Here is a 20,190-nt window from a genome sequence, read left to right as displayed (position 1 = left end):
CTCCTTGGGGCCGTTCGCCTTCTGGAACGCCTCGACGGTCATCCACGACGTGACCGCGTTCCGGCCCACGACGAACAGCACCGGCGCTCAGGTTCCTTCTGCTGTCGTAGCAAGCGAAAGGGGCGCCGCTCGAAAGCGACGCCCCTTCGACGAGCTAGCTCACTTGCCGCTGCGGTAAGCAGTCCAGGCACTCTGCATGCGAGTGTTCTGGCCAGGCGTGAACTGGTTGTAGCAGGAGTCGTACGAGTAATCCATGTAGTTGTGGATCGGGTCCACACCCGCGGCAGGGCACGTGTTCTTGCCCTCCGGGCAGCCCGACGTCGAGGTCTTCTGCGCCGGGGTGTCGGCGACCTCGTCGTTGGTCGTGGAGCAGCCGCCCTGGAAGGTGTGCCAGAGGCCCATCCAGTGACCGACCTCGTGCGTGACGGTCTTGCCGAGGTTGAAGTTCACCTCGGAACCACCGGGGACGGTGGCGTAGTCGACCACGACGCCGTCCATCTTCGGGTCGCCCGAGTACCAGCTCGGGAACGTCGCGAAGCCGAACCCGTCGATGTCGACGGACCAGATGTTCAGCGTGGCGGCCGTGCCCACGCGGGTCTGGGTCTTCATCGCGCGCTCGGTGGTGGCGTTGTCAGCGCCGCCGTTGAACCACGTGTTGTTGGTGTAGCGCTTGGTCTGCTGCAACACGAACTTGAAGCCCGTGTTCGCCGCGGCGCTCGACTCCGCGCCGGCGAAACCGTCGTTGAGCACCTTGATCTGCTTGGTGATGGTGGCGTCGGAGATCGCTCCCTTGCCCGCCGTGGTGGTCACGACGTGGAAAACCACGTTGATCGTGCCACCGGCCGCCAACGCGGACACAGCACCGCGCTGGTTGGCCTCCATCACCTTCTTGCGCAGGTCGGCGTTCATCTGCGCCGCCTGGGCGTCGGAGATCTCGTTGCGCTCGTGACCGGTCGAGCCGGGCTTGCCGCGCTCCGCCGCGTGCGCGTCGACGCACTCCGCGGAGCCCGCGACGGCGGTGGCAGGAGCGCCGCCGAGCAGGGTGACCGCGCCCGCCGCCAGCAGGCCGGCCGTGAAGGCCGCGTGGACGCGCTTTCTCGTTTGGGACATTGAGCTTTCCTCCATGCAGGGTGGAGGAATAGTGACTCACGCAAGGTCCTTTGTGGATCTTGACGTTTTCACACAATACGAACGTCGTGGGCCGGAAGGCTGCTCCACCACCGTGCGTAACGCCGGTAGACCTGCGGTTCTCGATCACCGAGGAACTTGTGCAGCGCCTTGGCTTCTTCCGCGAGACCGTCCCACTGGTCCTCACCGAGCGCGTGGAAGGCGGTCAGCTCGATGCCGCCGGACTCGTTGGGACGCCAGACTCCTGCCACGTGGCCGTCAACGAGAAGTGTCGGCAGTGTGTCGCCGTTGTTGCGGATCACGAGCTTGCGGTACTCGTCCGGGATGATCCGGCTGCGGTCGGCGTAGGCGAGCAACGTGCTGTCCCACATGGCCATCAGCCGCGGCGGCGCCGGAGTGTCCTCGTCCGGGATTGTCCGATTCGGAACGTCGAAGTAGTCGCCTATCTGCACGAGGTCGAGCAGCTTCAGCGCTTCTCGGATCGAGGTGCGCGGCAGCATCGTGAACTGGTTCATGTCCAGGACGGTCGCGGGCCCGAACCCGGTGAGGTAGCGGCGGAGCATCTCGGCGAGCGCGGGCATCCGGTCGCGCGGTTCGATCGCCACCGTCTGGAACGACAGCTTCGGCCCGTACGCCCACGGTCCGCCAGTCGGCCTCCGCACGAGCGGTGCGTAGGAGGCCAGCGCCCACCAGATACCCGGCTCGCCGACGTCACCGACGTGCGAGTGCAGCAACGCCTCCAGCTCGGGTTTCGTCCTGGGCTCCGCGGCGAACTCCAGCATGTGCGCCAGGACCTCGTCGGCGCGGTCGATCGTCAGGCCCATCGCCTTGAACCGCTTGTCGTGCAGCCGGGACGCCCTCAGCGCGGGCAGCATCGCGTGGTGGAACACCTCGTGGTCGGCGACCGTGACGGCGTGCAGCGTGATCCGCATCAGCGAGGCTTTGCGGATCACGCCGGTCGTGAACGCCTCGTCGAGGTCGGCCGGGTCGAAGCGGCTCATCCGGTTCCACAGCGCGAGGTAGGGCGAGCACGGTTCCTGCGCCTGGATCGCCACGACCTTCTCCACGGCGGTCAGCAGGTCCACCGGTTCGCGTTCGAGCAGCAGCTGCCGGTCGAGCGTGGCGCGGTTGAGCTGACGTGCGGTGTAGGTCATGCCCGAGATCCTCACTCACCGCAGCTTCGACGGCCACCAGATTCGGCCACCGATGTCCACGGACAGCGCAGGAACCAGCAACGACCGCACCAGCAGCGTGTCCAGCAGGACGCCGAACGCGACGATGAACGCGATCTGCGTGAGGAACAGGATCGGCAGCACGGCGAGCGCGGCGAACGTGGCCGCCAGCACCACGCCGGCCGAGGTGATCACGCCACCGGTCAGACTGAGGCCTCTGAGCGTGCCCTCGACCGTGCCCAGGCTTCGAGCCTCCTCGCGGACGCGGGTCATCAGGAAGATGTTGTAGTCGATGCCCAGCGCCACCAGGAACACGAACCCGAACAGCGGCACCACCGGATCCGACCCCGGGAAGTCGAAGACGTGGTTGAACACCAGTGCCGACACACCCATCGTGGCCGCGAACGACAGCACGACCGTCGCGATCAGCAGGACCGGTGCCAGCAACGACCTCAGCAGCAGCGCGAGCACCAGGAAGATCACCACCAGCACGATGGGGATGATCAGCAGCCGGTCGTGTTCGGACGTGTTCCTGGTGTCCAGCAACGTCGCCGTCTGCCCGCCGACCTTCGCATCGTCGATCCCGTGCACCGCCGCACGGATGCGCTCGACCGTCGCCACCGCCGCGTCCGAGTCGGGCGCGTCCTTCAGCGTGGCCTCGATGCGCACGAGTCCTTCCGCCGTGCCGGTGGGCCTGACGTCCGCCACGCCGTCCACCTTGGACTTCTGCAGCACCTCAGCGGTCTTGCTCTCGGCGGCGACGATCACCGTCGGCGAGCCCGTGCCGCCGGGGAAATGCCGGGACAGCACCTCCTGGCCCGTAACGGATTCGACCTGGGTCAGGAACACCTCGGACTGCGCGGTGCCGGACGCCTTGAGCTGCGGCAGGAACGCGGCGCCGACGAGCAGCACGAGCGTCGTGACGATCCAGATGGCGCGCGGCTTGCTCCTCACCGTGTTCGCCACCCGGCCCCACAACCCGCTCGTCTCCGGGTGCGGCGAGCCGAACTTCGGCGCGAACGGCCAGAACGCGGCCCGCCCGAGCAGCGCGAGCGTCGCGGGCAGGAACGTCATCGTGGTGAGCAGCGCGGCGCCGATGCCAATGGCCGCAACGGGTCCGAGGCCCTTGTTCGAGTCGAGGTCGCTGAACAGCAGGCACAGCACGCCGAGGATCACCGTGCCGGCCGACGCCGCGATGGGTTCGACCGTGCCGCGCCAGGCCAGGCGGATGGAGGCGTACTTGTCCTGCGTGTCCCGCAGTTGTTCGCGGAACCTCGCGACCAGCAGCAACGCGTAGTCCGTCGCGGCGCCGAACACGAGAATCGAGAGGATGCCCTGGCTTTGGCCGTTGAGCGCGAGGATGTCGTTCTTGGCCAGCAGGTACACGACGAAGCTCGCGAGTCCGAGCGCGAACACCGCCGAGACCAGCACGATCACCGGCAGCAGCGGACTCCGGTAGACCACGAGCAGGATCAACGCGACCACCGCGCCCGCGACGACCAGCAGCAACCCGTCGATGCCGCCGAACGCCTCGACGAGGTCGGCGATCTGCGCGGCCGGTCCGGTGACCAGCACGGTCAGGCCCGCCGGCGCACCACGCGTGCCGTCCCGCAGCTGCAGGACCGAGTCGCGGACCTCCTTGGCAGGGTCGAGCAGCACGACGATCTGCGCGGCCTCGTTGTCGTTCGGCGCGGGGATGACCGGCGACGCCTGGAAGCCCTTGCCGCGGTCGGCGAGGTACTTCCTGTCCTGTTCGGTCAGTCCGCCCTTGCGTTCGACCAGGACGATCGCCGGGATCGCGTTGCTGCGCTGGAACTTCTTCTGCAGCTCAGCGACCTGGGTGGACTCCGCGGAGTTCGGCAGGAACGCGCTGCTGTCGTTCTCCGAGACCTCGCTGAGCTTCCCGGCGTACGGCCCGGTGAACCCGCCCAGCGCGAGCCAGACCACGAGCAGGACCCCGGCGAGGACGCGCATCAGCATTCCTTCGATCGTCGAATCTTTCGATGGCCGAACTGTATGCTGGTGTCGTGAGCGAGGCAAGTGACTACGACCTGAGCATGCTGGTGCGGGCGCTCGTGATGGAGTCGAACCGGTTCCTGGAGATCTTCAGCGCTGCTCACGCCCTGCATCCCACCGACATGACAGCGCTGAACCTGATCATGACAGCGCGCTCCCCCATGACTCCTGGCGCACTCGCCAAAGCTTTGAACCTGAGCGCGTCCGCCACGACCTCAGTGCTCGATCGGCTGGCTCGGGCAGGTCACGTGGTGCGGGAACGCGATCCCGAAGATCGCCGCCGGGTCGAGCTGCGGGTGCTCTCCGACGCCGAGGCGCTGGCCGCGGCGTTCTTCCAGCCTTTGGGGCGCGAGTACTCCTCGGCCTGGTCGTCGCTCAGTGCTGCCGAGCGCGAGGTCGTGGCCCGGTTCCTGACCACGACCACCTCGGCGACGGCTCGGGTGCGGGAAGCGGTCTCAGATCCTGCGGCCGCAGACGAGGAGCAGTAGTTCCTGGGCAGGCCTCCTGATCGGCGTGCCCTCGCCGAACGTCCAGTCCAGGTCGGTGGCTTCCAGGCGCTTGCCGTCGAGGTCCGCGCCGAAGTACTTGACGCTGCGCGGCGTCATGCCGTCGAGGACGAGTTTGAGGCGGTCGTGTGGCACCTTGCGGCCGAGTCCGAGCGCGGTGGTGATGTCGAGGCCGTGGATGATCTCGTGGCTGAGCGCTCCCGCCGGACCGCCGCCGGGTGGGGTCCAGCGGTGATCCGCGTTGGACTTCAGGATGCCGACCAGCTCGTCCTTGGAGAGTCTCGCCGCGTCCGCTTTGGCCATGCGGTCGGAGGCGTGGTTGAACCGGCCGGCGGACTTGAGAATCTCCTTGAGCACACGTGCTTTGGAGCTGTGGAACGGCAGCGTCGTGTGCGCGACGACTTCCTTGACGCGCCAGCCCTCGCACAGCGTCGGGGCGTTCCACTGCTCGTCGGTGAGGCTGTTCAGGAGTTCTGCCTGGTCAAGGCGTTCCGCGCGGATCGCGGCCCAGATTTCGTCGGTCATGGTTGTTGGTACGTGCCAGGCCGCGAAAACTCATCGGTCCGCGTAGGGTCAGTTTCTGTGATCGAGACGCTGGAGCCGTTCCGGATCGAGCTGACCGGCTACTGCTACCGCATGCTCGGGTCCGGTTTCGAGGCCGAGGACGCGGTGCAGGAGACGCTCGTGCGCGCGTGGAAGGCCTACGACAGCTTCGACTCCGCGCGAGGGTCGCTGCGGACGTGGCTGTACCGGATCGCGACGAACATCTGCATCGACATGCTGCGCTCGGCTCAGCGCCGGGCGTTGGCCGTCGACCTGGGGCCTTCCGGTGGGGAGATCGGGGCGCCGTTGCACGAGCGGGTGTTCGTGCAACCCGTGCCGGACGCGTTGGTGCTGCCCGAGGACCAGGCGATTCGGCGGGAGACCGTGCGGCTCGCGTTCGTGGCGGCGCTGCAGCACCTGCCTCCACGGCAACGCGTGGTGCTGATCCTGCGGGACGTGCTGGCGTGGCAGGCTGCCGAGGTCGCTTCCCTGTTGTCGATCTCGGTGGCTTCGGCGAACTCCGCGCTGCAGCGGGCTCGGGCCACGTTGTCCGCAGTCGATCCCGGTGAGCCGTTGAATGCGGCTGATCCGACGCAGAAGTCGCTGCTCAGCCGGTACTGCGAGGCTTTCGAGCGGCACGACGTGAAGACTCTGGTCGCGTTGCTGCACGAGGACGCGACGATCTCGATGCCGCCGTTCAGCTGGTGGCTGCGAGGACGTCCCGCGGTGTCCGCGGCGTTGAGCGACCCGCAGGCCGCGTGCAAGGGGGCGTGGCTGGTGCCGGTGCGGGCCAACGCCTCGCCCGCCTACTGGCAGATGCGGCCGGGGATGGATCGGCCGTTCGGGCTGGTGTTCCTCGACGTGCGGGGCGGGCTGGTCACCGGGACGACGACGTTCCTCAACGTGCCTGAGCTGCTGCCACTTTTCGGTTCACCGATGAGTTCCGGCGCTCCGGCCCGTACCCCTGTGGACTGAGGAGGTCTCCATGGCGATCCAGCCCATCGTCGTCACCCCGAACCTTGCGTCCGTGCAAGCGTTCTACGAGCAGGTTCTCGACGCGGCCGAGGTGTTCCGGTACCCGCCGGACGGGCCGGTGTTCTACAAGACCCTGAAGATCGGCGACGCCGAGCTCGGGCTCGTCAGCGAGGACACGGACGTGTCCGTGCCGTCGCGGATAGCGCTCAGCATCGACGTGCCTGACGTCGACGCTTTGCTGCCGCTCGTCGAACCCGCCGGTGGTCGCGTGCAGGGGCCGTCCAACGACATGCCGTGGGGGCAGAGGGTGGCGCACGTGTTCGATCCCGACGGAAACCCCGTGAATCTGACCCAACAGCTCTAGTCTGGCGTTCGTGATCCGGATCGTGCCGTCGGACGAGGTGCCCTGGGAGGACGTCGAAGCGATCTTCGACGGGTCCGAGCCCGGCAAGTGCCACTGCCAGCGCTACAAGGTGAAGGGCTGGATCTGGCGCGACTCGACGCTGGACGAACGCGTTGCCGCGCACGAGTCGCAAGCCGCTCGGGGCAGCGGGCTGGTGGCCTATGTGGACGATCAGCCCGCCGGGTGGGTGGCGGTCGAGCCACGGTCCGACTACGCGAAGTTGCTCAGCATGCCCATTCCGTGGAAGGGGCGTGACGAGGACAAGGACGACGACGGCGTGTGGGCCGTGACGTGTTTTGTGGTGCGCAAGGGGTTTCGCCGTCAGGGGCTCACGTACGAGCTGGCGGCGGCGACCGTTGAACATGCGCGTTCGCAGGGGGCGCGGGCCGTCGAGGCGTATCCGATGATCGCGGCGCCCGGGCAGACCGTGACGTGGGGCGAGATGCACGTCGGGGCGCGGCAGGTGTTCGAGGAGGCCGGGTTCGTGCAGGTCACGCACCCGACGAAGCGGCGTTTCGTGATGAGGGTGGACTTCTGAACCGGCAGCGGTTCGCGATTTGGGGGACTGCTTGATGCACTTCGACGAGATCACCATTCCCACCGAGCGGCTCGAATTCCCGGCGCTGACCGCGGGCGAAGGGCCGATCGTCGTGTGCTGGCACGGGTTTCCGGACCATCCGCTGTCGTTCGGTCCGCTCGCCGAACGTCTGGTCGCGGCTGGTCGAAGGGTTGTGGTCCCGTTCCTGCGCGGACATCACCCGTCGACGTACGAAGACCTGCCGTTCGCGGACGGGCTGACGCTGGCCGCGGATGCCGCCGCCGTCAACGAAGCGCTGTCGGACGAACCGCTCGACGTGATCGGCCACGACATCGGTGCCGGAGTGGCGGGGCGGCTCGCTGCGGTGTGGCCGGAGCGGGTGCGCCGGGTGATCACGATGTCCGTGCCGCCGCCCGCCGCGTTGCGGACGATCTTCGACGATCCCGCGCAGCAGCAACGGTTCTTCTACCTCTTCATGTTCCAAGTGCCCGGTGTGGCCGAGCACCTGCTGAACGACACGTTGATCGACTACCTGTGGCGCACCTGGTCGCCCGGTCTTGACGTACCGCAGTACGTGTACGACATGTACGCGGACCCGGCCTTGCGAGCCAACGCCTTGAAGCTCTACCGGGCGAACTTCGACCGTTCGCTGCACGATCCGGCGCTCGCCTCGCTGGCGGAGGCCTCCCAGCAGCCGACGGAGATGCTGGTGCTCGCGGGTGCTCAGGACGGGTGCATCACGCCGGAGAACTACGACGGCGCCGCCACGACGCTCGCCCCGGGTTCGCGGGTCGAGATCGTGGCGGGCGCCGGACACTTCCTTCCGCTAGACCGCCCCGACGAGGTCGCGGCGCTCGCGCTTGACTGGCTGCGACGCTGACTTGCGGATGCGGCCCCACGGCTTGAACACCGACAGGACGTAGGCGAACAGCAGCAGCGTCGGCGCGACGATGACCGGACCCATGAGGTGCCCCGAGATCACCGCGGTCGGGTCGCCCGCCAGCATGCGCTGACCGATCCGTGCCGCCTCGGCCACGCCAGGACGCAGCGAGAACGCGATGAGCAGCGACATGCCGACGTTGAGGAACAGCTTGATCGCGACCCACCAGTACTTGACCAGGCCGTACTTGCTCCCGACGCCCAGGACCACGCCGGAGATCATGCACACGATGCTGGCACCGAGCATCGGCCAGATCGCGAAGACGTCGATCGCCTGAATCGCCACGCCGGCGACCTGGACGTCCGAAGTGTTCAGTGCGACCACGACGCAGATCCCCAGCGCGAGGTCGATGCCGAGCCACGCCGCCGCCGACAGGACGTGCACGAGCAGCACGGCTTTGCGGGCACGGCCACTGAGCTTGCGGGTGGTAGTCATCGCGGTGCGCTCCTTCTCTCGTGGTGTCGCGTCTTACTCTCGCGACCACGAGCGCCCGCATCATCCGCTCACACTCTGATCTCGCGTACGTCAGATTGCGTACGCGTCTGAGCCACGGTCAGCGCAGCCAAAACCACGGACGCACCCAGCAACTGCACTCCACTGAGCTGCTGGCCGAGCGCGGCCCAGCCGATCACCGCTGCCACGACCGGGGTGAGGAGGCCGAGGAACGTCACCTGGGTCGCGGTCAGCAGCGTGATCCCGCGAATCCACACGACGTACGCGACGGCTCCCCCGAACACCGACAGGAACGCGTAGCCGGCGAGGTTCCGCGCGGTGAGGTTCGGCAGGTCTTCGAGAGCGAACGTCAACGGCACCAACAACAACCCGCCCGCCACGAGCTGCCACCCGGTCGTCGCGAGCGCGGACGCCGGCGACACCCACCGCTTGTTCAGCACGATCGCGGCCGCCGTCACCGCCGCTCCCCCGAGTGCCGCGGCCACGCCGAGTGCGTCGAGCCGGGCGCCTGCCTTGAGCACCAGCAGACTCACGCCGAGCAGACCGGCGAGGCCGGCCAGAACGATCCGGGGAGTCAGCCGCTGACCGAGGAACCTGCTCGCCAGCGCCGCCACGAACAGCGGTTGGATCGCGAGCAATGTCGCCGCCACGCCACCCGGCAACCGGTACGCCGCGAGGAACAGCAACGGGGTGAAGGCGCCGATGTTCAACGCCCCCAGCACGAGCGAGCGCCACCACCACTCGCCGCGTGGGAGCTCACGGGCCAGAGCGATCAGGAGCAGGCCCGCGGGTAAGGCGCGGAGCGTCGAGGCCAACAACGGACGGTCGGGCGGGAGGTACTCGGTGGTGACGAAGAAGGTCGTGCCCCAAATGGCCGGTGCGAGCGCGGTCAGGACGACCCTGTGGTGGATCACCATTCCCAACCTAGCTACCAGATCGCTCCAGGCGGCTGTTGATCAGGCCTCCACGACGGCCACCGAGCCGGTCGCGGACCACCTGCAGTTGATCGCGGCCCTCCGCCTCAGTGGCCTGGCGTGACGATCCCCTGCTCGTACGCGAACACCACCGCGTGCGTGCGGTCCCGCAACCCCAGCTTGGCCAGCACCCGCGACACGTGCGTCTTCACCGTCGTCTCCCCCAGGAACAACGCCGCCGCGATCTCCGCGTTCGAAGCACCCTTGGCCAGCTCGACCAGCACCTCGAACTCCCGGTCGGTCAACGACGGCGGCCGCGTCCGTTCCTGCTTCGGCGCGCTGAACCGCGCGATCACCCGCCGGGTCACCTCGGGCGAGAGCAGCGCGTCGCCGCGGGCCACCACCCGCACGGACTCGACCAGGTCCTCCGGCGAGGCGTTCTTCAGCAGGAACCCGCTCGCTCCCGCCTGCAGCGCCTCGAACAGGTAGTCCTCGCGGTCGAACGTCGTCAGGATCACCACGCGGGTGCCGTTCCCGTCGGAGAGGATTCGCCGGGTGGCTTCGAGGCCGTCCATGCGCGGCATCTGGACGTCCATCAGCACAACGTCCGGCCGCAACGACGACACGAGCGCCACGGCTTCCTCGCCGTCGCCTGCCTCGCCGACGACCTCGATGCCCGGTTCGGTGCCGAGGATGACGCGGAAACCGGCGCGGACCAGGTCCTGGTCGTCGGCCAGCACGACACGCAGACTCACGCGTTCTCCTCCGAAACGGTGGGCAGCGACGCGCGCACCAGATAGCCCGCGTCACGCCGCGGGCCTGCTTCGAGCGAGCCTCCGTGCACCGCAAGGCGTTCGCGCATCCCGACGAGCCCGAATCCCGAGCCGGAGACGGCGGAGCCGCGTCCATCGTCGGCGATCTCCACCTCCAGAGCGGTGTCCAGGAACCGCATCCGCACGTCGACGTGTCTCGCGCCCGCGTGCTTCACGACGTTGGTCAACGCCTCCTGCACCACCCGGTACGCCGACAGCGCGACGGCCGACGACACCTCTCGCGGCGAGCCGTAGACACCGTGCGAGACCTCCAAACCTGCGGCACGAGCGTTGTCGAGCAACTCGGGCAGGTCGTCCAAACCCGGTGCCGCGCGATGATCCGAGTCCACGTCCGCCCGCAGCACTCCCAGCAACCCGCGCAGTTCGTTGATCGCGGTGCGGGCGGTCTGTTCGACGGTCTGCAAGGCGTCACGCGTCATCTCAGGATCCGAGTCCAGGACGCGACGAGCCGCGCCTGCCTGAATGCCCATCACGGACACGTGGTGCGCCACCACGTCGTGCAGGTCGCGCGCGATCCGCATGCGTTCGGCCGCGATGGCCCCACGCGTGTTCTGCTCCTGCGACCGGCGCAGCTCCTCGGCCTGGAACTCCAGCTGGGCCTGGCGCCGGGCGGCGGTCCACGCCATCTCGCCCACCGCGTAGGCGAACAGGAAGAAGAAGAGGTTGAACTCCAGTCCCCAGAGGACGCTCGCGAGCACGGGGTCCATCGGCCCGGCGGCGTTCTTGAAGGTGCCCGGCGGTCCGAGCAGAGCCTTCACCAGGCTGAAGCCCAGCCACAGGAACATCGCGACGATGACGCCGATGCGGGACCAGCGCGCCACGACGCGGTTCCGCTCCCACGCGCCGGCCGTGAAGATCGCGAGGAAGAGGATCGCGGACGGCACCAGGTTGTCGCCGAGCTGGCGCCACTGCGCGGCGATGAACAGCGCGGACACCACGAGCATGACGGCGAGCGGGTAGCGGCGGCGCACCACGAGCGGCACGGAGAGGACGACCACCCACGCGAGCTGTTCGCGCAGGTCAGGGGCTCGACCGAAGGCGAACGCGCCCATGCTGTTCACCAGCACGGTGAACTCGACCGCGCACAGCAGCACGAGGACGGCGATGCCGATGTCGCGCCGCCGTTGGGCAGGCGTAGGGCCGGGCCGCCGCCACTCGTTCCACACGGGCTCTTCCACCCGATCACGGTACCCGGCGAGCCTTTTACATCGGCAATCGAAGCTATTCACCCTCGAGGGTGTTTCGGACCACAAAATTGGACTGGCCGGGACCTGTTACTCAATACTTCCCGCTACCTGCGAGTAACCTCCCCTGCGACAAGGCCTGGAATGTCTATTCGTCATCTATTCTTGACCGCCGCACTGCTGGTCGGCACACTCACCGCATGCGGGTCCGATGACCAGCTTGACACGGCCGTTCGCACTGGTCCTGGCGTGTCTCCTGAATCGATCTCGCTCGGCGTGCTGACCGACATGACAGGCCCGTTCAAAGGCTCGTCGGTTTTCCGCATTCGCGGGTACGAGCTCTATCTGGACACCGTCAACAAACGCGGAGGCGTGTGCGGGCGGCGCATCGAGCTGAAGCAGAAGGACCACGCGTACGACGTGCAGAAGGCACTCGACGGCTATTTCGAGCTCGAACCGCAGGTGCTGGGCTTCATCGACGTCGCGGGCCAGCCGATGACCGCCGCCATCGAACCCGACCTGATGCAGACGCGGGCGCTGACCGTCCCCGGCTCGTGGGCGGCCTCCCTGCTCGGCAACCCGCACATGATGATCGTCGGCACGACCTACGACCTCGACATCATCAACGGCCTGGACTACTACAAGCGCAGGGGCCTGCTCACGACCGGCGACACGATCGGCCACGTCCACCTGCGCGGCAACTTCGGCGACAACGCCCTGGAGGGCAGCCGGTTCGTCGCGGAGAACTGGAACATGAAGGTCTCCGAGCAGGCCGTCACCGAGACCACGGCGAACCTGACCGAGCAGATCACCGCGCTGAAGACCGCCGGCGCCAAGGTCCTCGCCCTGTCGCTGACCCCGCCGCAGACCGCCGCCGCCGTGGGCATCGCCGCGCAGCTCGGCTGGCAGGTGCCGATCCTGTCCAGCGCCGTGAGCTACGACCCGGCGATCATGGAGTCGCCGGTCGCGCCGGTGTTCGCCAAGCAGGTCCTGCTCACCTCGCCCGTCGCGCCGTGGAGCGCTGACGTGGAGGGCGTCCGCGAGCTGCGCGCGGGCTACCAGGAACGGTGGCCCGGCGAGCCTGGCACGCTGAACACGGTGCACGGCTACACGGTGGCGATGGCGTACGTGGCCGTGCTCGAAAAGGCCTGCGCCAAAAAGGATCTGACGCGCGACGGCGTGCTGCGCGCGTTCCACGACACGAACAGCATCAAGGCGAAGGGGCTCACCGGCGAGCTGCGGTTCTCCCTGGTGGGACGGCCGTCCGCGACGCAGTCCTACATGTCGCGGCCGGACAAGAGCGTGCCCGGCACGTTGAAGGTCGAGGAGAACCTGTTCGAGTCGGAACTGGTGAAGCTCAAGGGAACGCGCGCTCGTTGATCTAACGTTGGCGCATGGGACTTGATCTGACCGTGCTCGGGTGCGCGACGCCGTACCCGAGCACGGACAACCCGTGCTCCGGCTATCTGGTGTCCAATCAGGACACTCGGGTGTGGATGGACGCGGGCACCGGCACGCTCGGCCCGTTGCAGCGCCACACCTCGTTGGAGGACGTGGACGCGATCTGGATCTCGCACCTGCACGCGGACCACAGCGCCGACCTGCTCACCGCGTACTACGCCCTGCTGTTCGCGGACATCTCGCGGCCGCCGCTCCCGTTGTACGGACCGCCGGGCATCGCCGACCGCCTCGCCGGGTTCCTCACGAACGGCCCGGAGCGCAGTCCGGTGGAGTCCGCGTTCGCCATCACCGAACTGCACGACGGACACGTCGCCGAGGTCGGCTCGATGCGGCTCACCACGGCCGCCGTCTCGCACGGCATCCCGGCGTTCGCGGTGCGGATCGACGCGGGCGGCTCGCTCACGTACTCCGGTGACACAGCGCCGTGCGACAGCCTGGTCGACCTGGCGCGCGGCACCGACGTGCTGCTCTGCGAAGCCGAAAGCCCTGACCTCTCCCCTGTCCACCACACCCCCGAGGGCGCGGGTGAGACCGCCAGGGCGGCCGACGCGGGCCGGTTGATCGTCACGCACGTGGGCCGCTTCCTGACACCGCAGGAAGCGGTCACCCGTGCGTCGTCACGTTACGACGGCCCCGTCAGCTACGCGCTCACGCCGTAGCGCGGGCGGCCAGGCCCTCGATGACGACGGTCAGCTTCTCGGTGACCTCGGGGTCGTCGACCGGGTGCAGCTCGGCGAAGCGGACCACCGAGCTCGGGATGGAGAGCGTGAGGTCCTCGGCGACCGCGGCACCGGCGATGGTGGCCGCCTTGCGCGCCTCGTCCTGCGCCCACACGCCGCCGTACTGACCGAACGCGGTGCCGACGACGGCGACCGGCTTGTCCTTGATCGCGCCCGCGCCGTAGGGACGGGACAGCCAGTCGATCGCGTTCTTCAGCACCGCGGGAATCGTGCCGTTGTACTCAGGCGAGACCAGCAGGACCGCGTCGGCGTCACCGGCGGCTTCACGCAGCTTGGCCGCGGCGGCGGGAACGCTGCCCTCGGCGTCGATGTCCTCGTTGTAGAACGGCACCGTGTCCAGCCCGTCGTACAGGCCGACCTCGACGTGCTCGGGCGCGATCTGCACGGCCGCCTCGGCGAGCCTGCGGTTGTGCGATCCGGCGCGGAGGCTGCCGACGAGGGTGAGGATGCGGACTGCCATGGCGTGTCTCCCAGGTACAGGGCTGAAGTGGACTTCCCGGTAAACGGGCCGCGTCCCGTTTACCTTCCCGACTAGGCTGGAGACGTGATCGACGGCACACCACTGCCCCTCATCGGCGCGGAGCCGGGCCTGCGCGCCGACGCCGTGCGCAACCGTGCGCTGCTGCTGGACGCCGCAGCCCGAATCGCAGCGGAACACGGCGCCGCGGCCATCACGATGGAGTCCGTCGCGGCGGCGGCAGGAGTCGGCAAAGGCACGGTGTCCCGGCGCTTCGGCGACCGCAACGGCCTGCTCCAGGCCCTGCTCGACCACGCGGAACAGCAGTTCCAGCAGGCGTTCATCAGCGGCCCGCCCCCACTCGGCCCCGGGGTGGGCGCGGAGGTGCGGCTGCGGGCGTTCGGCCCGGCCCTGGTGCGCCACGAACAGGCCCACCACGACGTCTACCTGGCCGCCGAGCCCGTTCCCGCCCGCCGGTTCACGATGCCGGCCAAGCTGGTGCGCCACATGCACGTCGCGGCCCTGGTGCGCGAGACCCTCCCGGACGCCGACGCGGACCTGCTCGCCCACACGCTGCTGTCCTCGGTGGACATCGTGCTGGTCGACCACCTCGTCCGCAGGCGTGGCGCGTCGCTGGAGCGGGTGGAAGCGGGCTGGGCCGATCTCGTCGACCGTCTCCTGACGTGAAGGACCTCGACCTCGCCGTCTCGGCGGCACGGACTACCGCTGCGGCACAGGGCTTGCAGGTCTCCGACGCCGTCGTCATCAACAACTCAGATCGGGTCGTGCTGCGGTTGCTCCCCTGCGACGTCGTCGTCCGGGTCGCACCTCTGGCTGACCTCGGGGGTTCCGAGTTCGAGGTCGAGGTGGCTCGCGTCATCTCTGCAGCCGGAGGCCCGGTGGCCGACCTCGACCCGCGGGTCGAGCCGCGCGTGTACGTATGCGACTCGTTCGCCATCTCGCTGTGGACCTACTACGCCCCGTTGGACGCCGAGATCACGCCTGCGGCCTTCGCACAGGTGCTCATGCGGCACCACGCTGCGCTGCGCGAGGTCTCGCTCGACGCACCGCACTTCACCGACCGCGTCGCCAGTGCGTTGCGCGTCGTCGACGACCCGTCGAAGAGCCCAGGACTCGCCAATCCCGACCGCGAACTTCTCCGCCGCGTGCTGAGCACCTCGGTCAGCAGCTACGACGAGCAGTTGCTGCACGGCGAGCCTCATACCGGAAACTTGCTCAACACCGCGACGGGTCCGTTGTTCGTGGATCTCGCGACGTGCTGCCGTGGCCCGGTCGAGTTCGACCTGGCCCACGCGCCGGCCGAGGTGGCCGCGCACTACCCGGGAGCGGATCACGGGCTGATCCACCGGTGCCGTGCGCTGATGTGGGCGATGTTCTCGGCCTGGCGGTGGCGCCGAGGCGATCAGCTCCCCGACGGCGACCACTGGCGGCGGGAAGGGCTCAACCTGGTGCGCGCCGCCCTCGGGCGGTTATAGGCGTTCCGGCTGAGGCACACGGGCGAATCTGCGCCGCGACGGTCACGCGGCTTTACGACCTGGCGATATGGCGGGCACGCCGACCGATGAGAGAAGGCACCCGCCATGCCGAAACTCCACGTCATGTTCTGTGCGGTGGCAATAGTTCTCGCCTCCGCGGTGCCGGCGACAGCGGCCTCGCCCGCAGTCATCTCCGGCAGCGTCACGTCGCAGAACGGCGTCCCTGTACCGGATGTCGCGGTGACCACCGCAGATCCCGGCACGACAGGGCCGAGGCACGGACCGGCGTTCACCGGACCCGACGGACGATTCACTCTCGTCGCCGAAACAGGCGACTTCGACGTTCGCTTCGACCCGCCCACCGGCAGTGGTCTCAGTCCCGTCGTACAGAGCGGCGTGCAGGTCAACGGCGATCTGACGATCAACGTACAGCTCGTGAACGCACCGACCACTCCCCCGACCCACCGGTTCAGCGGCACCGTGACGACGCACGAGGGCGGGGCTTTGCAGAATCTCCGGGTGTCGCTGGGCGGCACCATGTCGAACGCCAACGTCGGCGGGCCGGGAGGGTTCGCGGTCGATGTCGCGCCAGGCCGGTCCTCCAGCCTGGCCGGGACCTCCGGGCTCGCCAGCCTGATCGCCGAGGGAGTCCCCCGCTATCCGCACGGCGCCACCATTTCCGCGGGACCGGACGCGCCCGAGTTCGACCTCACCGCCCAGGACGTCACGCAGAACCTCCGCATGCCCGCCACCACCACGATCTCCCTCACCGTCCTCGACGCCGCGGGCAACCCGGTCAGCGGAGGTAAGCCGGTCAGCGCGAGCGGATCCTCCTCTCCTGGCACAGGGTTCGCGTTCGTGCCGGAAGCCGCCGCGGCCTACCGGTTCGACAGCACGGAATCCGCGTCCGCCACCGACGCCGGTGGCACCGCACAACTGATGGCATTCGAGGACGTCACCTTTCCACCGGGCGGCATCTGTGTTCGGACCGTGCCGGGGTTCGTCGACACCTTCTGCAACACGACGCCCGTGAACACCGACAACGGGCCGGTCTCGATCACGCTGAGGCAGCCGGCCCCACCCACCCACACGTTGTCCGGCGTCGTACGCACAGCCGCGGGTGATCCGGTACCGCGGATCTCCCTCAACCTCGGTTCGTCGTTCACGACCTCGCTGTCCGACGGCAGGTTCTCGTTCGTCAAGTCACCGGGGAGGTACGACTTCGGCGTGGGTGGAGGCAGCTACGGTTCAGGGCCGCTCACGGTGCCCGGACTGCCGTCGTTCTTCAGCTTCTCCGGTCCGTCCGACACGATCGACCTCAGCACCAGCGATGTCACCACGGACGTGCGCCTCCCGTCGACGGTGACCGTCACCGTGCACGTCACGGATGCGGCAGGCGCTCCTGCCGCGAACGTCCCGGTCGACTTCATCGGTACTCTCGCCGCGCACTCGTTGCTCGGCGCCGGATATCCGGACTACCGAGCGAACCAGTCGAGTGAGGTGACGAACCCGCGCACCGACGCCTCCGGCATCGTGCGGTTCACGGTCTTCCGCGGTACGGAACTCCCAGGAGGAACGGGCATCTGCGCCAGGTTCCCGGTCAGTCCGAGCACCGTGTGCGGCCCGGCGACGTTGACCGCGGACAACGACATCAGCCTCGCCCTTACCCAGCGCCCGCCCACACCGACCTACACGGTGTCCGGCACGGTCAGAGACTCCGCCGGCAATGCGGTACCCCGCGTGTCAGTCGCACACGGAGGATCGGCGCGGACCGACACCACCGGCGTCTATCGGATCACCACCGATCCAGGCACCTATCCGTTTCAGGTCGGCGGAGGCTCCATCAACGGACCACTGGGTGTCGCAGGACTACCTGGGTACTTCCACTTCGAGCACCAGGCGATCCCGCTGACGGGCAACGTGGTCAGGGACATCCAGTTGCCGGCCACCGCGACCGCGACCATCACTTTGAAGGATCCGAGCGGCAACGGCGTGCCCAACGCCCGAGTCACCGTGAACGGCGGGTTCCCCGGTCAGGTCTCGCTGTTCCCCGGCGAACCGGCCTCGTTCACCGGTGCCACGTCTGACGACGGGCAAACCGACGCGCAGGGCACCTTCAACACGAGGACCTTCCGCGGCGTCACCTTCGCGCCGGGACAGATCTGCGTGCTGCTCGGCACGTTCGACGAGTGCAACACCACCGCGGTCGACACGAGCGCGGGAGACCTCACGTTCGTCTTCCAGCAACAACCACCGGTGCCCGCCGTCGTCACGGGCCTGAGCGTGCCGAGCCCGACGAACACCGCCCCGGTGCTCACCTGGCAGACGTCTGCCACGGCGACGAGCTACGACGTGCACCGCGACGGAGTCCTCATCGGGAACACGACGCAGGCCGGCTTCACCGACGGCACGGCTGCCGACGGGCCGCATTCGTACACCGTCGCCGCACGCAACGGTGCCGGCGCGGGACCCAGTACGGCCCCAGTCACCACGGTGCTCGACCGCGTGCGGCCGATCGTCACCGGCACACCGGACCGTCAGCCGGTCGCCGGTTGGTACACCGCGCCGGTCACCATCGCCTGGCAGAGCGACGATCCCACGCCTTCGTCGGGAACGCCGTCAGTTCCTGCGCCGTCGTTCGTGCAGGTGGAAGGCCGCGACCAGGCCGTGACATCAGCCCAGTCCTGCGACCCGGCCGCCAACTGCGCCACGGGTGAGCACCGCGTGTCGATCGACCGCACACCTCCGGCCCTCCAAACACCCACCTGGAGCACCAACCCGGTCGCTGTCGGCGCCACCACGACGATCGTGGTCCCCGCAACCGACACGTTGTCCGGAGTGGACAGAGGCGAGTACTTCGTCGGCGCCGACCCCGGCGTCGGGAACGCGACCCCGCTCACGGCCACTCTCACCGCGACACTGGGCACCGGGCTGACTGCCGGAGTGCACGACATCGGAGTGCGTGCACGGGACATCGCCGGCAACTGGAGCCCCACGACTACCACCATGCTCGTCATCGTCGATCCCGCGGGCGCCGGCGTGACGGGCAAGAACAAGAAGGATCTCGTGCCGAGCCTCGCTGCGGGCGACACGCTGCCAGGCCTGGTCCAGCAGGGTCAGGCCGACAGCGCCGACTACGGGTTCACCGTGGACTACCGCGACGGAGCACTGGACAGCCGCAGCGACTTCCACCTCACCTATGCCACGGGTGCGCGTTGCTCGACGCCGAACCCGGTCAACTGCCACCTGCTCACGGTCACCGCGACGTCGTTCGACTGGCTCGTCATCGACCAAGGGTCCCGTGCCACGTTCCAGGGCACAGCCTCGGTGACGGTCGATGGGGCCACCACGACCAACCGCTTCTCCGTCGAAGGGACCGACGGCGACCGTCTCAGTCCCGCCCAGGCCGACCAGCTGGTGATGACCGTCTACGCCGCGGACGGCAGCACTGTCCTCTACCGAGCATCAGGCGCCATGCCGAAGGGGAACTCCGTCCGCATCCGGTGAACGCAGCGATGTGCGCGGGCAGCGCGCTGAGCACGCTGCCCGCGCGGATCGTGATCAGAGCTGGTTGATGCGGACCAGGTTGCCGGCCGGGTCGCGGAACGCGCAGTCCCGCACTCCCCACGGCTGGTCCTCGGGCGCCTGCAGCACCTCGCCCGCGCCCGACTCCTCGACCCAGGCCTGAGCCCGGTCGAACACGCCCTGCAGGTCCTTGGAGCCGAGCGAGATGGCCGTGTAGACGCCCTTTGCCATGAGGACGGCGATCGTGCGGCGTTCCTCGTCGCTCACGCCGGGGTCGGCGGCGGGCGGGTGCAGGACGATGCCGGTCTCGGGCTGGTCGGGCGGGCCGACGGTGATCCAGCGCATGGTGCCCTGGCCGACGTCCTGGCGTACCTCGAAGCCGAGGGCGTCGCGGAAGAAGCCGAGGGACTTCTCGGGGTCGTCTGCGGGCAGGAACGCCGCGGCGATGATGACTGACATGCCGGTCAACCTAATCGGACGGACCGGCCGCCGCTTCTCGATTCCTGATCGGCCGCATCACGGCTTTGGCCAGGCAGTTCGGGATGCCCTGGCCGTCCTCGGCCGCGACCTTCCTGTACTGGCTGGGTGACATGCCGACGAGCTCGGAGAAACGGGTGCTGAACGTGCCGAGCGAGGTGCAGCCGACCTCGAAGCAGACCTCGGTGACGGACATGTCGCCCCGCCGCAGCAGGATCATGGCCCGTTCGATGCGGCGGGTCATCAGGTAGCTGTAGGGCGACTCGCCGAACGCCGCCCGGAACGCGCGCGACAGGTGGCCTGCGGACAGGTGCACGCCGCGGGCCAGCGCCGCCACGTCGAGCGGCTCCCGGTACTCGCGGTCGATCCGGTCGCGCACCTTGCGCAGCAGGACCAGTTCCTGCAGGCGCGGGTCTTGGACTGTCACGA

21 protein-coding genes are annotated in these 20,190 nt (G+C 68.5%); 10 read left to right on the top strand and 11 right to left on the bottom strand.

Annotated features, from left to right (window positions below):
• Positions 1-159: 159 nt before the first annotated feature.
• The 3 genes from AB0M24_RS20815 to AB0M24_RS20805 form a co-directional block, all read right to left on the bottom strand.
• The gene (locus AB0M24_RS20815; RefSeq protein ID WP_363769896.1) at positions 160-1,110 is read right to left on the bottom strand and encodes a zinc metalloprotease; all 951 of its coding nucleotides are present in this window, start codon (positions 1,108-1,110) and stop codon (positions 160-162) included.
• A gap of 68 nt (positions 1,111-1,178) precedes the next feature.
• On the bottom strand, positions 1,179-2,282 hold the full coding sequence (locus tag AB0M24_RS20810) for a winged helix DNA-binding domain-containing protein (protein WP_363769893.1): 1,104 nt from the start codon (positions 2,280-2,282) through the stop codon (positions 1,179-1,181).
• 15 nt (positions 2,283-2,297) lie between these two features.
• A complete protein-coding gene (locus AB0M24_RS20805; protein ID WP_363770257.1) occupies positions 2,298-4,274 on the bottom strand; it encodes an MMPL family transporter in 1,977 nt (658 codons plus the stop codon).
• Positions 4,275-4,327: 53 nt separating this feature from the next.
• Here AB0M24_RS20805 and AB0M24_RS20800 point away from each other — a divergent pair, with 53 nt between their 5' ends.
• The gene (locus tag AB0M24_RS20800) at positions 4,328-4,804 is read left to right on the top strand and encodes a MarR family transcriptional regulator (protein ID WP_363769891.1); all 477 of its coding nucleotides are present in this window, start codon (positions 4,328-4,330) and stop codon (positions 4,802-4,804) included.
• Here the strand turns inward: AB0M24_RS20800 and AB0M24_RS20795 are convergent.
• Entirely contained in the window at positions 4,772-5,347 is a 576-nt protein-coding gene (locus AB0M24_RS20795; protein WP_363769888.1) for a maleylpyruvate isomerase family mycothiol-dependent enzyme, read from the bottom strand. The genes AB0M24_RS20800 and AB0M24_RS20795 overlap by 33 nt on opposite strands.
• A 57-nt stretch (positions 5,348-5,404) precedes the next feature.
• Here AB0M24_RS20795 and AB0M24_RS20790 point away from each other — a divergent pair, with 57 nt between their 5' ends.
• The 4 genes from AB0M24_RS20790 to AB0M24_RS20775 are packed head-to-tail and all read left to right on the top strand — an operon-like array spanning position 5,405 to position 8,161.
• Positions 5,405-6,340 carry a sigma-70 family RNA polymerase sigma factor gene (locus AB0M24_RS20790; protein ID WP_363769885.1) on the top strand — a complete coding sequence of 312 codons (936 nt, stop codon included), beginning with the start codon at positions 5,405-5,407 and terminating at the stop codon, positions 6,338-6,340.
• A 10-nt stretch (positions 6,341-6,350) separates the two neighbouring features.
• Positions 6,351-6,704: a VOC family protein gene (locus AB0M24_RS20785; RefSeq protein ID WP_363769882.1), complete on the top strand. Its 354-nt coding sequence runs from the start codon at positions 6,351-6,353 to the stop codon at positions 6,702-6,704.
• Positions 6,705-6,714: 10 nt separating this feature from the next.
• Positions 6,715-7,281 (top strand): GNAT family N-acetyltransferase, encoded by a 567-nt coding sequence (locus AB0M24_RS20780; protein ID WP_363769879.1) that lies wholly within the window; start codon positions 6,715-6,717, stop codon positions 7,279-7,281.
• Between the two features lie 34 nt (positions 7,282-7,315).
• Entirely contained in the window at positions 7,316-8,161 is an 846-nt protein-coding gene (locus tag AB0M24_RS20775) for an alpha/beta hydrolase (RefSeq protein ID WP_363769876.1), read from the top strand.
• Here the strand turns inward: AB0M24_RS20775 and AB0M24_RS20770 are convergent.
• From AB0M24_RS20770 to AB0M24_RS20755, 4 genes are all read right to left on the bottom strand, one after another.
• Positions 8,108-8,656: a hypothetical protein gene (locus AB0M24_RS20770; protein ID WP_363769873.1), complete on the bottom strand. Its 549-nt coding sequence runs from the start codon at positions 8,654-8,656 to the stop codon at positions 8,108-8,110. The two genes, AB0M24_RS20775 and AB0M24_RS20770, sit on opposite strands and share 54 nt — an antisense overlap.
• Before the next feature lie 68 nt (positions 8,657-8,724).
• Positions 8,725-9,588, bottom strand: a complete 864-nt coding sequence (locus AB0M24_RS20765; protein ID WP_363769870.1) for an EamA family transporter — start codon at positions 9,586-9,588, stop codon at positions 8,725-8,727.
• Between the two features lie 107 nt (positions 9,589-9,695).
• Positions 9,696-10,343 (bottom strand): response regulator transcription factor, encoded by a 648-nt coding sequence (locus AB0M24_RS20760; protein ID WP_363769867.1) that lies wholly within the window; start codon positions 10,341-10,343, stop codon positions 9,696-9,698.
• A complete protein-coding gene (locus tag AB0M24_RS20755; protein WP_363769864.1) occupies positions 10,340-11,599 on the bottom strand; it encodes a sensor histidine kinase in 1,260 nt (419 codons plus the stop codon). The genes AB0M24_RS20760 and AB0M24_RS20755 overlap by 4 nt, the downstream gene beginning before the upstream one ends.
• Before the next feature lie 255 nt (positions 11,600-11,854).
• Here AB0M24_RS20755 and AB0M24_RS20750 point away from each other — a divergent pair, with 255 nt between their 5' ends.
• Together AB0M24_RS20750 and AB0M24_RS20745 are read left to right on the top strand one after the other, a co-directional pair.
• A complete protein-coding gene (locus AB0M24_RS20750; protein ID WP_363769861.1) occupies positions 11,855-12,985 on the top strand; it encodes an ABC transporter substrate-binding protein in 1,131 nt (376 codons plus the stop codon).
• Between the two features lie 14 nt (positions 12,986-12,999).
• Entirely contained in the window at positions 13,000-13,725 is a 726-nt protein-coding gene (locus AB0M24_RS20745) for an MBL fold metallo-hydrolase (protein ID WP_363769858.1), read from the top strand.
• On the opposite strand, the gene AB0M24_RS20740 is transcribed toward AB0M24_RS20745, so the two are convergent.
• Positions 13,715-14,266 (bottom strand): NAD(P)H-dependent oxidoreductase, encoded by a 552-nt coding sequence (locus AB0M24_RS20740; protein WP_363769855.1) that lies wholly within the window; start codon positions 14,264-14,266, stop codon positions 13,715-13,717. The genes AB0M24_RS20745 and AB0M24_RS20740 overlap by 11 nt on opposite strands.
• Before the next feature lie 84 nt (positions 14,267-14,350).
• Here AB0M24_RS20740 and AB0M24_RS20735 point away from each other — a divergent pair, with 84 nt between their 5' ends.
• From AB0M24_RS20735 to AB0M24_RS20725, 3 genes are all read left to right on the top strand, one after another.
• The gene (locus tag AB0M24_RS20735) at positions 14,351-14,950 is read left to right on the top strand and encodes a TetR/AcrR family transcriptional regulator (RefSeq protein WP_363769852.1); all 600 of its coding nucleotides are present in this window, start codon (positions 14,351-14,353) and stop codon (positions 14,948-14,950) included.
• Positions 14,947-15,759 (top strand): phosphotransferase, encoded by an 813-nt coding sequence (locus AB0M24_RS20730; protein ID WP_363769850.1) that lies wholly within the window; start codon positions 14,947-14,949, stop codon positions 15,757-15,759. The genes AB0M24_RS20735 and AB0M24_RS20730 overlap by 4 nt, the downstream gene beginning before the upstream one ends.
• A 135-nt stretch (positions 15,760-15,894) precedes the next feature.
• Positions 15,895-19,266: a carboxypeptidase-like regulatory domain-containing protein gene (locus AB0M24_RS20725; RefSeq protein WP_363769847.1), complete on the top strand. Its 3,372-nt coding sequence runs from the start codon at positions 15,895-15,897 to the stop codon at positions 19,264-19,266.
• 54 nt (positions 19,267-19,320) lie between these two features.
• On the opposite strand, the gene AB0M24_RS20720 is transcribed toward AB0M24_RS20725, so the two are convergent.
• Positions 19,321-19,743, bottom strand: coding sequence for a VOC family protein (locus tag AB0M24_RS20720; RefSeq protein WP_363769844.1), 423 nt, complete (start codon positions 19,741-19,743; stop codon positions 19,321-19,323).
• 10 nt (positions 19,744-19,753) lie between these two features.
• A complete protein-coding gene (locus AB0M24_RS20715; protein ID WP_363769841.1) occupies positions 19,754-20,188 on the bottom strand; it encodes a helix-turn-helix transcriptional regulator in 435 nt (144 codons plus the stop codon).
• Positions 20,189-20,190 lie beyond the last annotated feature (2 nt).

This window comes from Lentzea sp. NPDC051838 (assembly GCF_040681245.1).
Lineage (GTDB): Bacteria > Actinomycetota > Actinomycetes > Mycobacteriales > Pseudonocardiaceae > Lentzea.
This window is presented reverse-complemented; position numbering and strand designations above follow the sequence as displayed.

What these genes read in the sequence shown, in the direction of transcription:
- AB0M24_RS20770 (WP_363769873.1), bottom strand. Translation starts at nt 8,656, where the DNA reads ATGACTACCACCCGCAAGCTCAGTGGCCGTGCCCGCAAAGCCGTGCTG.
- AB0M24_RS20775 (WP_363769876.1), top strand. Translation starts at nt 7,316, where the DNA reads ATGCACTTCGACGAGATCACCATTCCCACCGAGCGGCTCGAATTCCCG.
- AB0M24_RS20795 (WP_363769888.1), bottom strand. Translation starts at nt 5,347, where the DNA reads ATGACCGACGAAATCTGGGCCGCGATCCGCGCGGAACGCCTTGACCAG.
- AB0M24_RS20785 (WP_363769882.1), top strand. Translation starts at nt 6,351, where the DNA reads ATGGCGATCCAGCCCATCGTCGTCACCCCGAACCTTGCGTCCGTGCAA.
- AB0M24_RS20810 (WP_363769893.1), bottom strand. Translation starts at nt 2,282, where the DNA reads ATGACCTACACCGCACGTCAGCTCAACCGCGCCACGCTCGACCGGCAG.
- AB0M24_RS20815 (WP_363769896.1), bottom strand. Translation starts at nt 1,110, where the DNA reads ATGTCCCAAACGAGAAAGCGCGTCCACGCGGCCTTCACGGCCGGCCTG.
- AB0M24_RS20740 (WP_363769855.1), bottom strand. Translation starts at nt 14,266, where the DNA reads ATGGCAGTCCGCATCCTCACCCTCGTCGGCAGCCTCCGCGCCGGATCG.
- AB0M24_RS20745 (WP_363769858.1), top strand. Translation starts at nt 13,000, where the DNA reads ATGGGACTTGATCTGACCGTGCTCGGGTGCGCGACGCCGTACCCGAGC.
- AB0M24_RS20720 (WP_363769844.1), bottom strand. Translation starts at nt 19,743, where the DNA reads ATGTCAGTCATCATCGCCGCGGCGTTCCTGCCCGCAGACGACCCCGAG.
- AB0M24_RS20805 (WP_363770257.1), bottom strand. Translation starts at nt 4,274, where the DNA reads ATGCGCGTCCTCGCCGGGGTCCTGCTCGTGGTCTGGCTCGCGCTGGGC.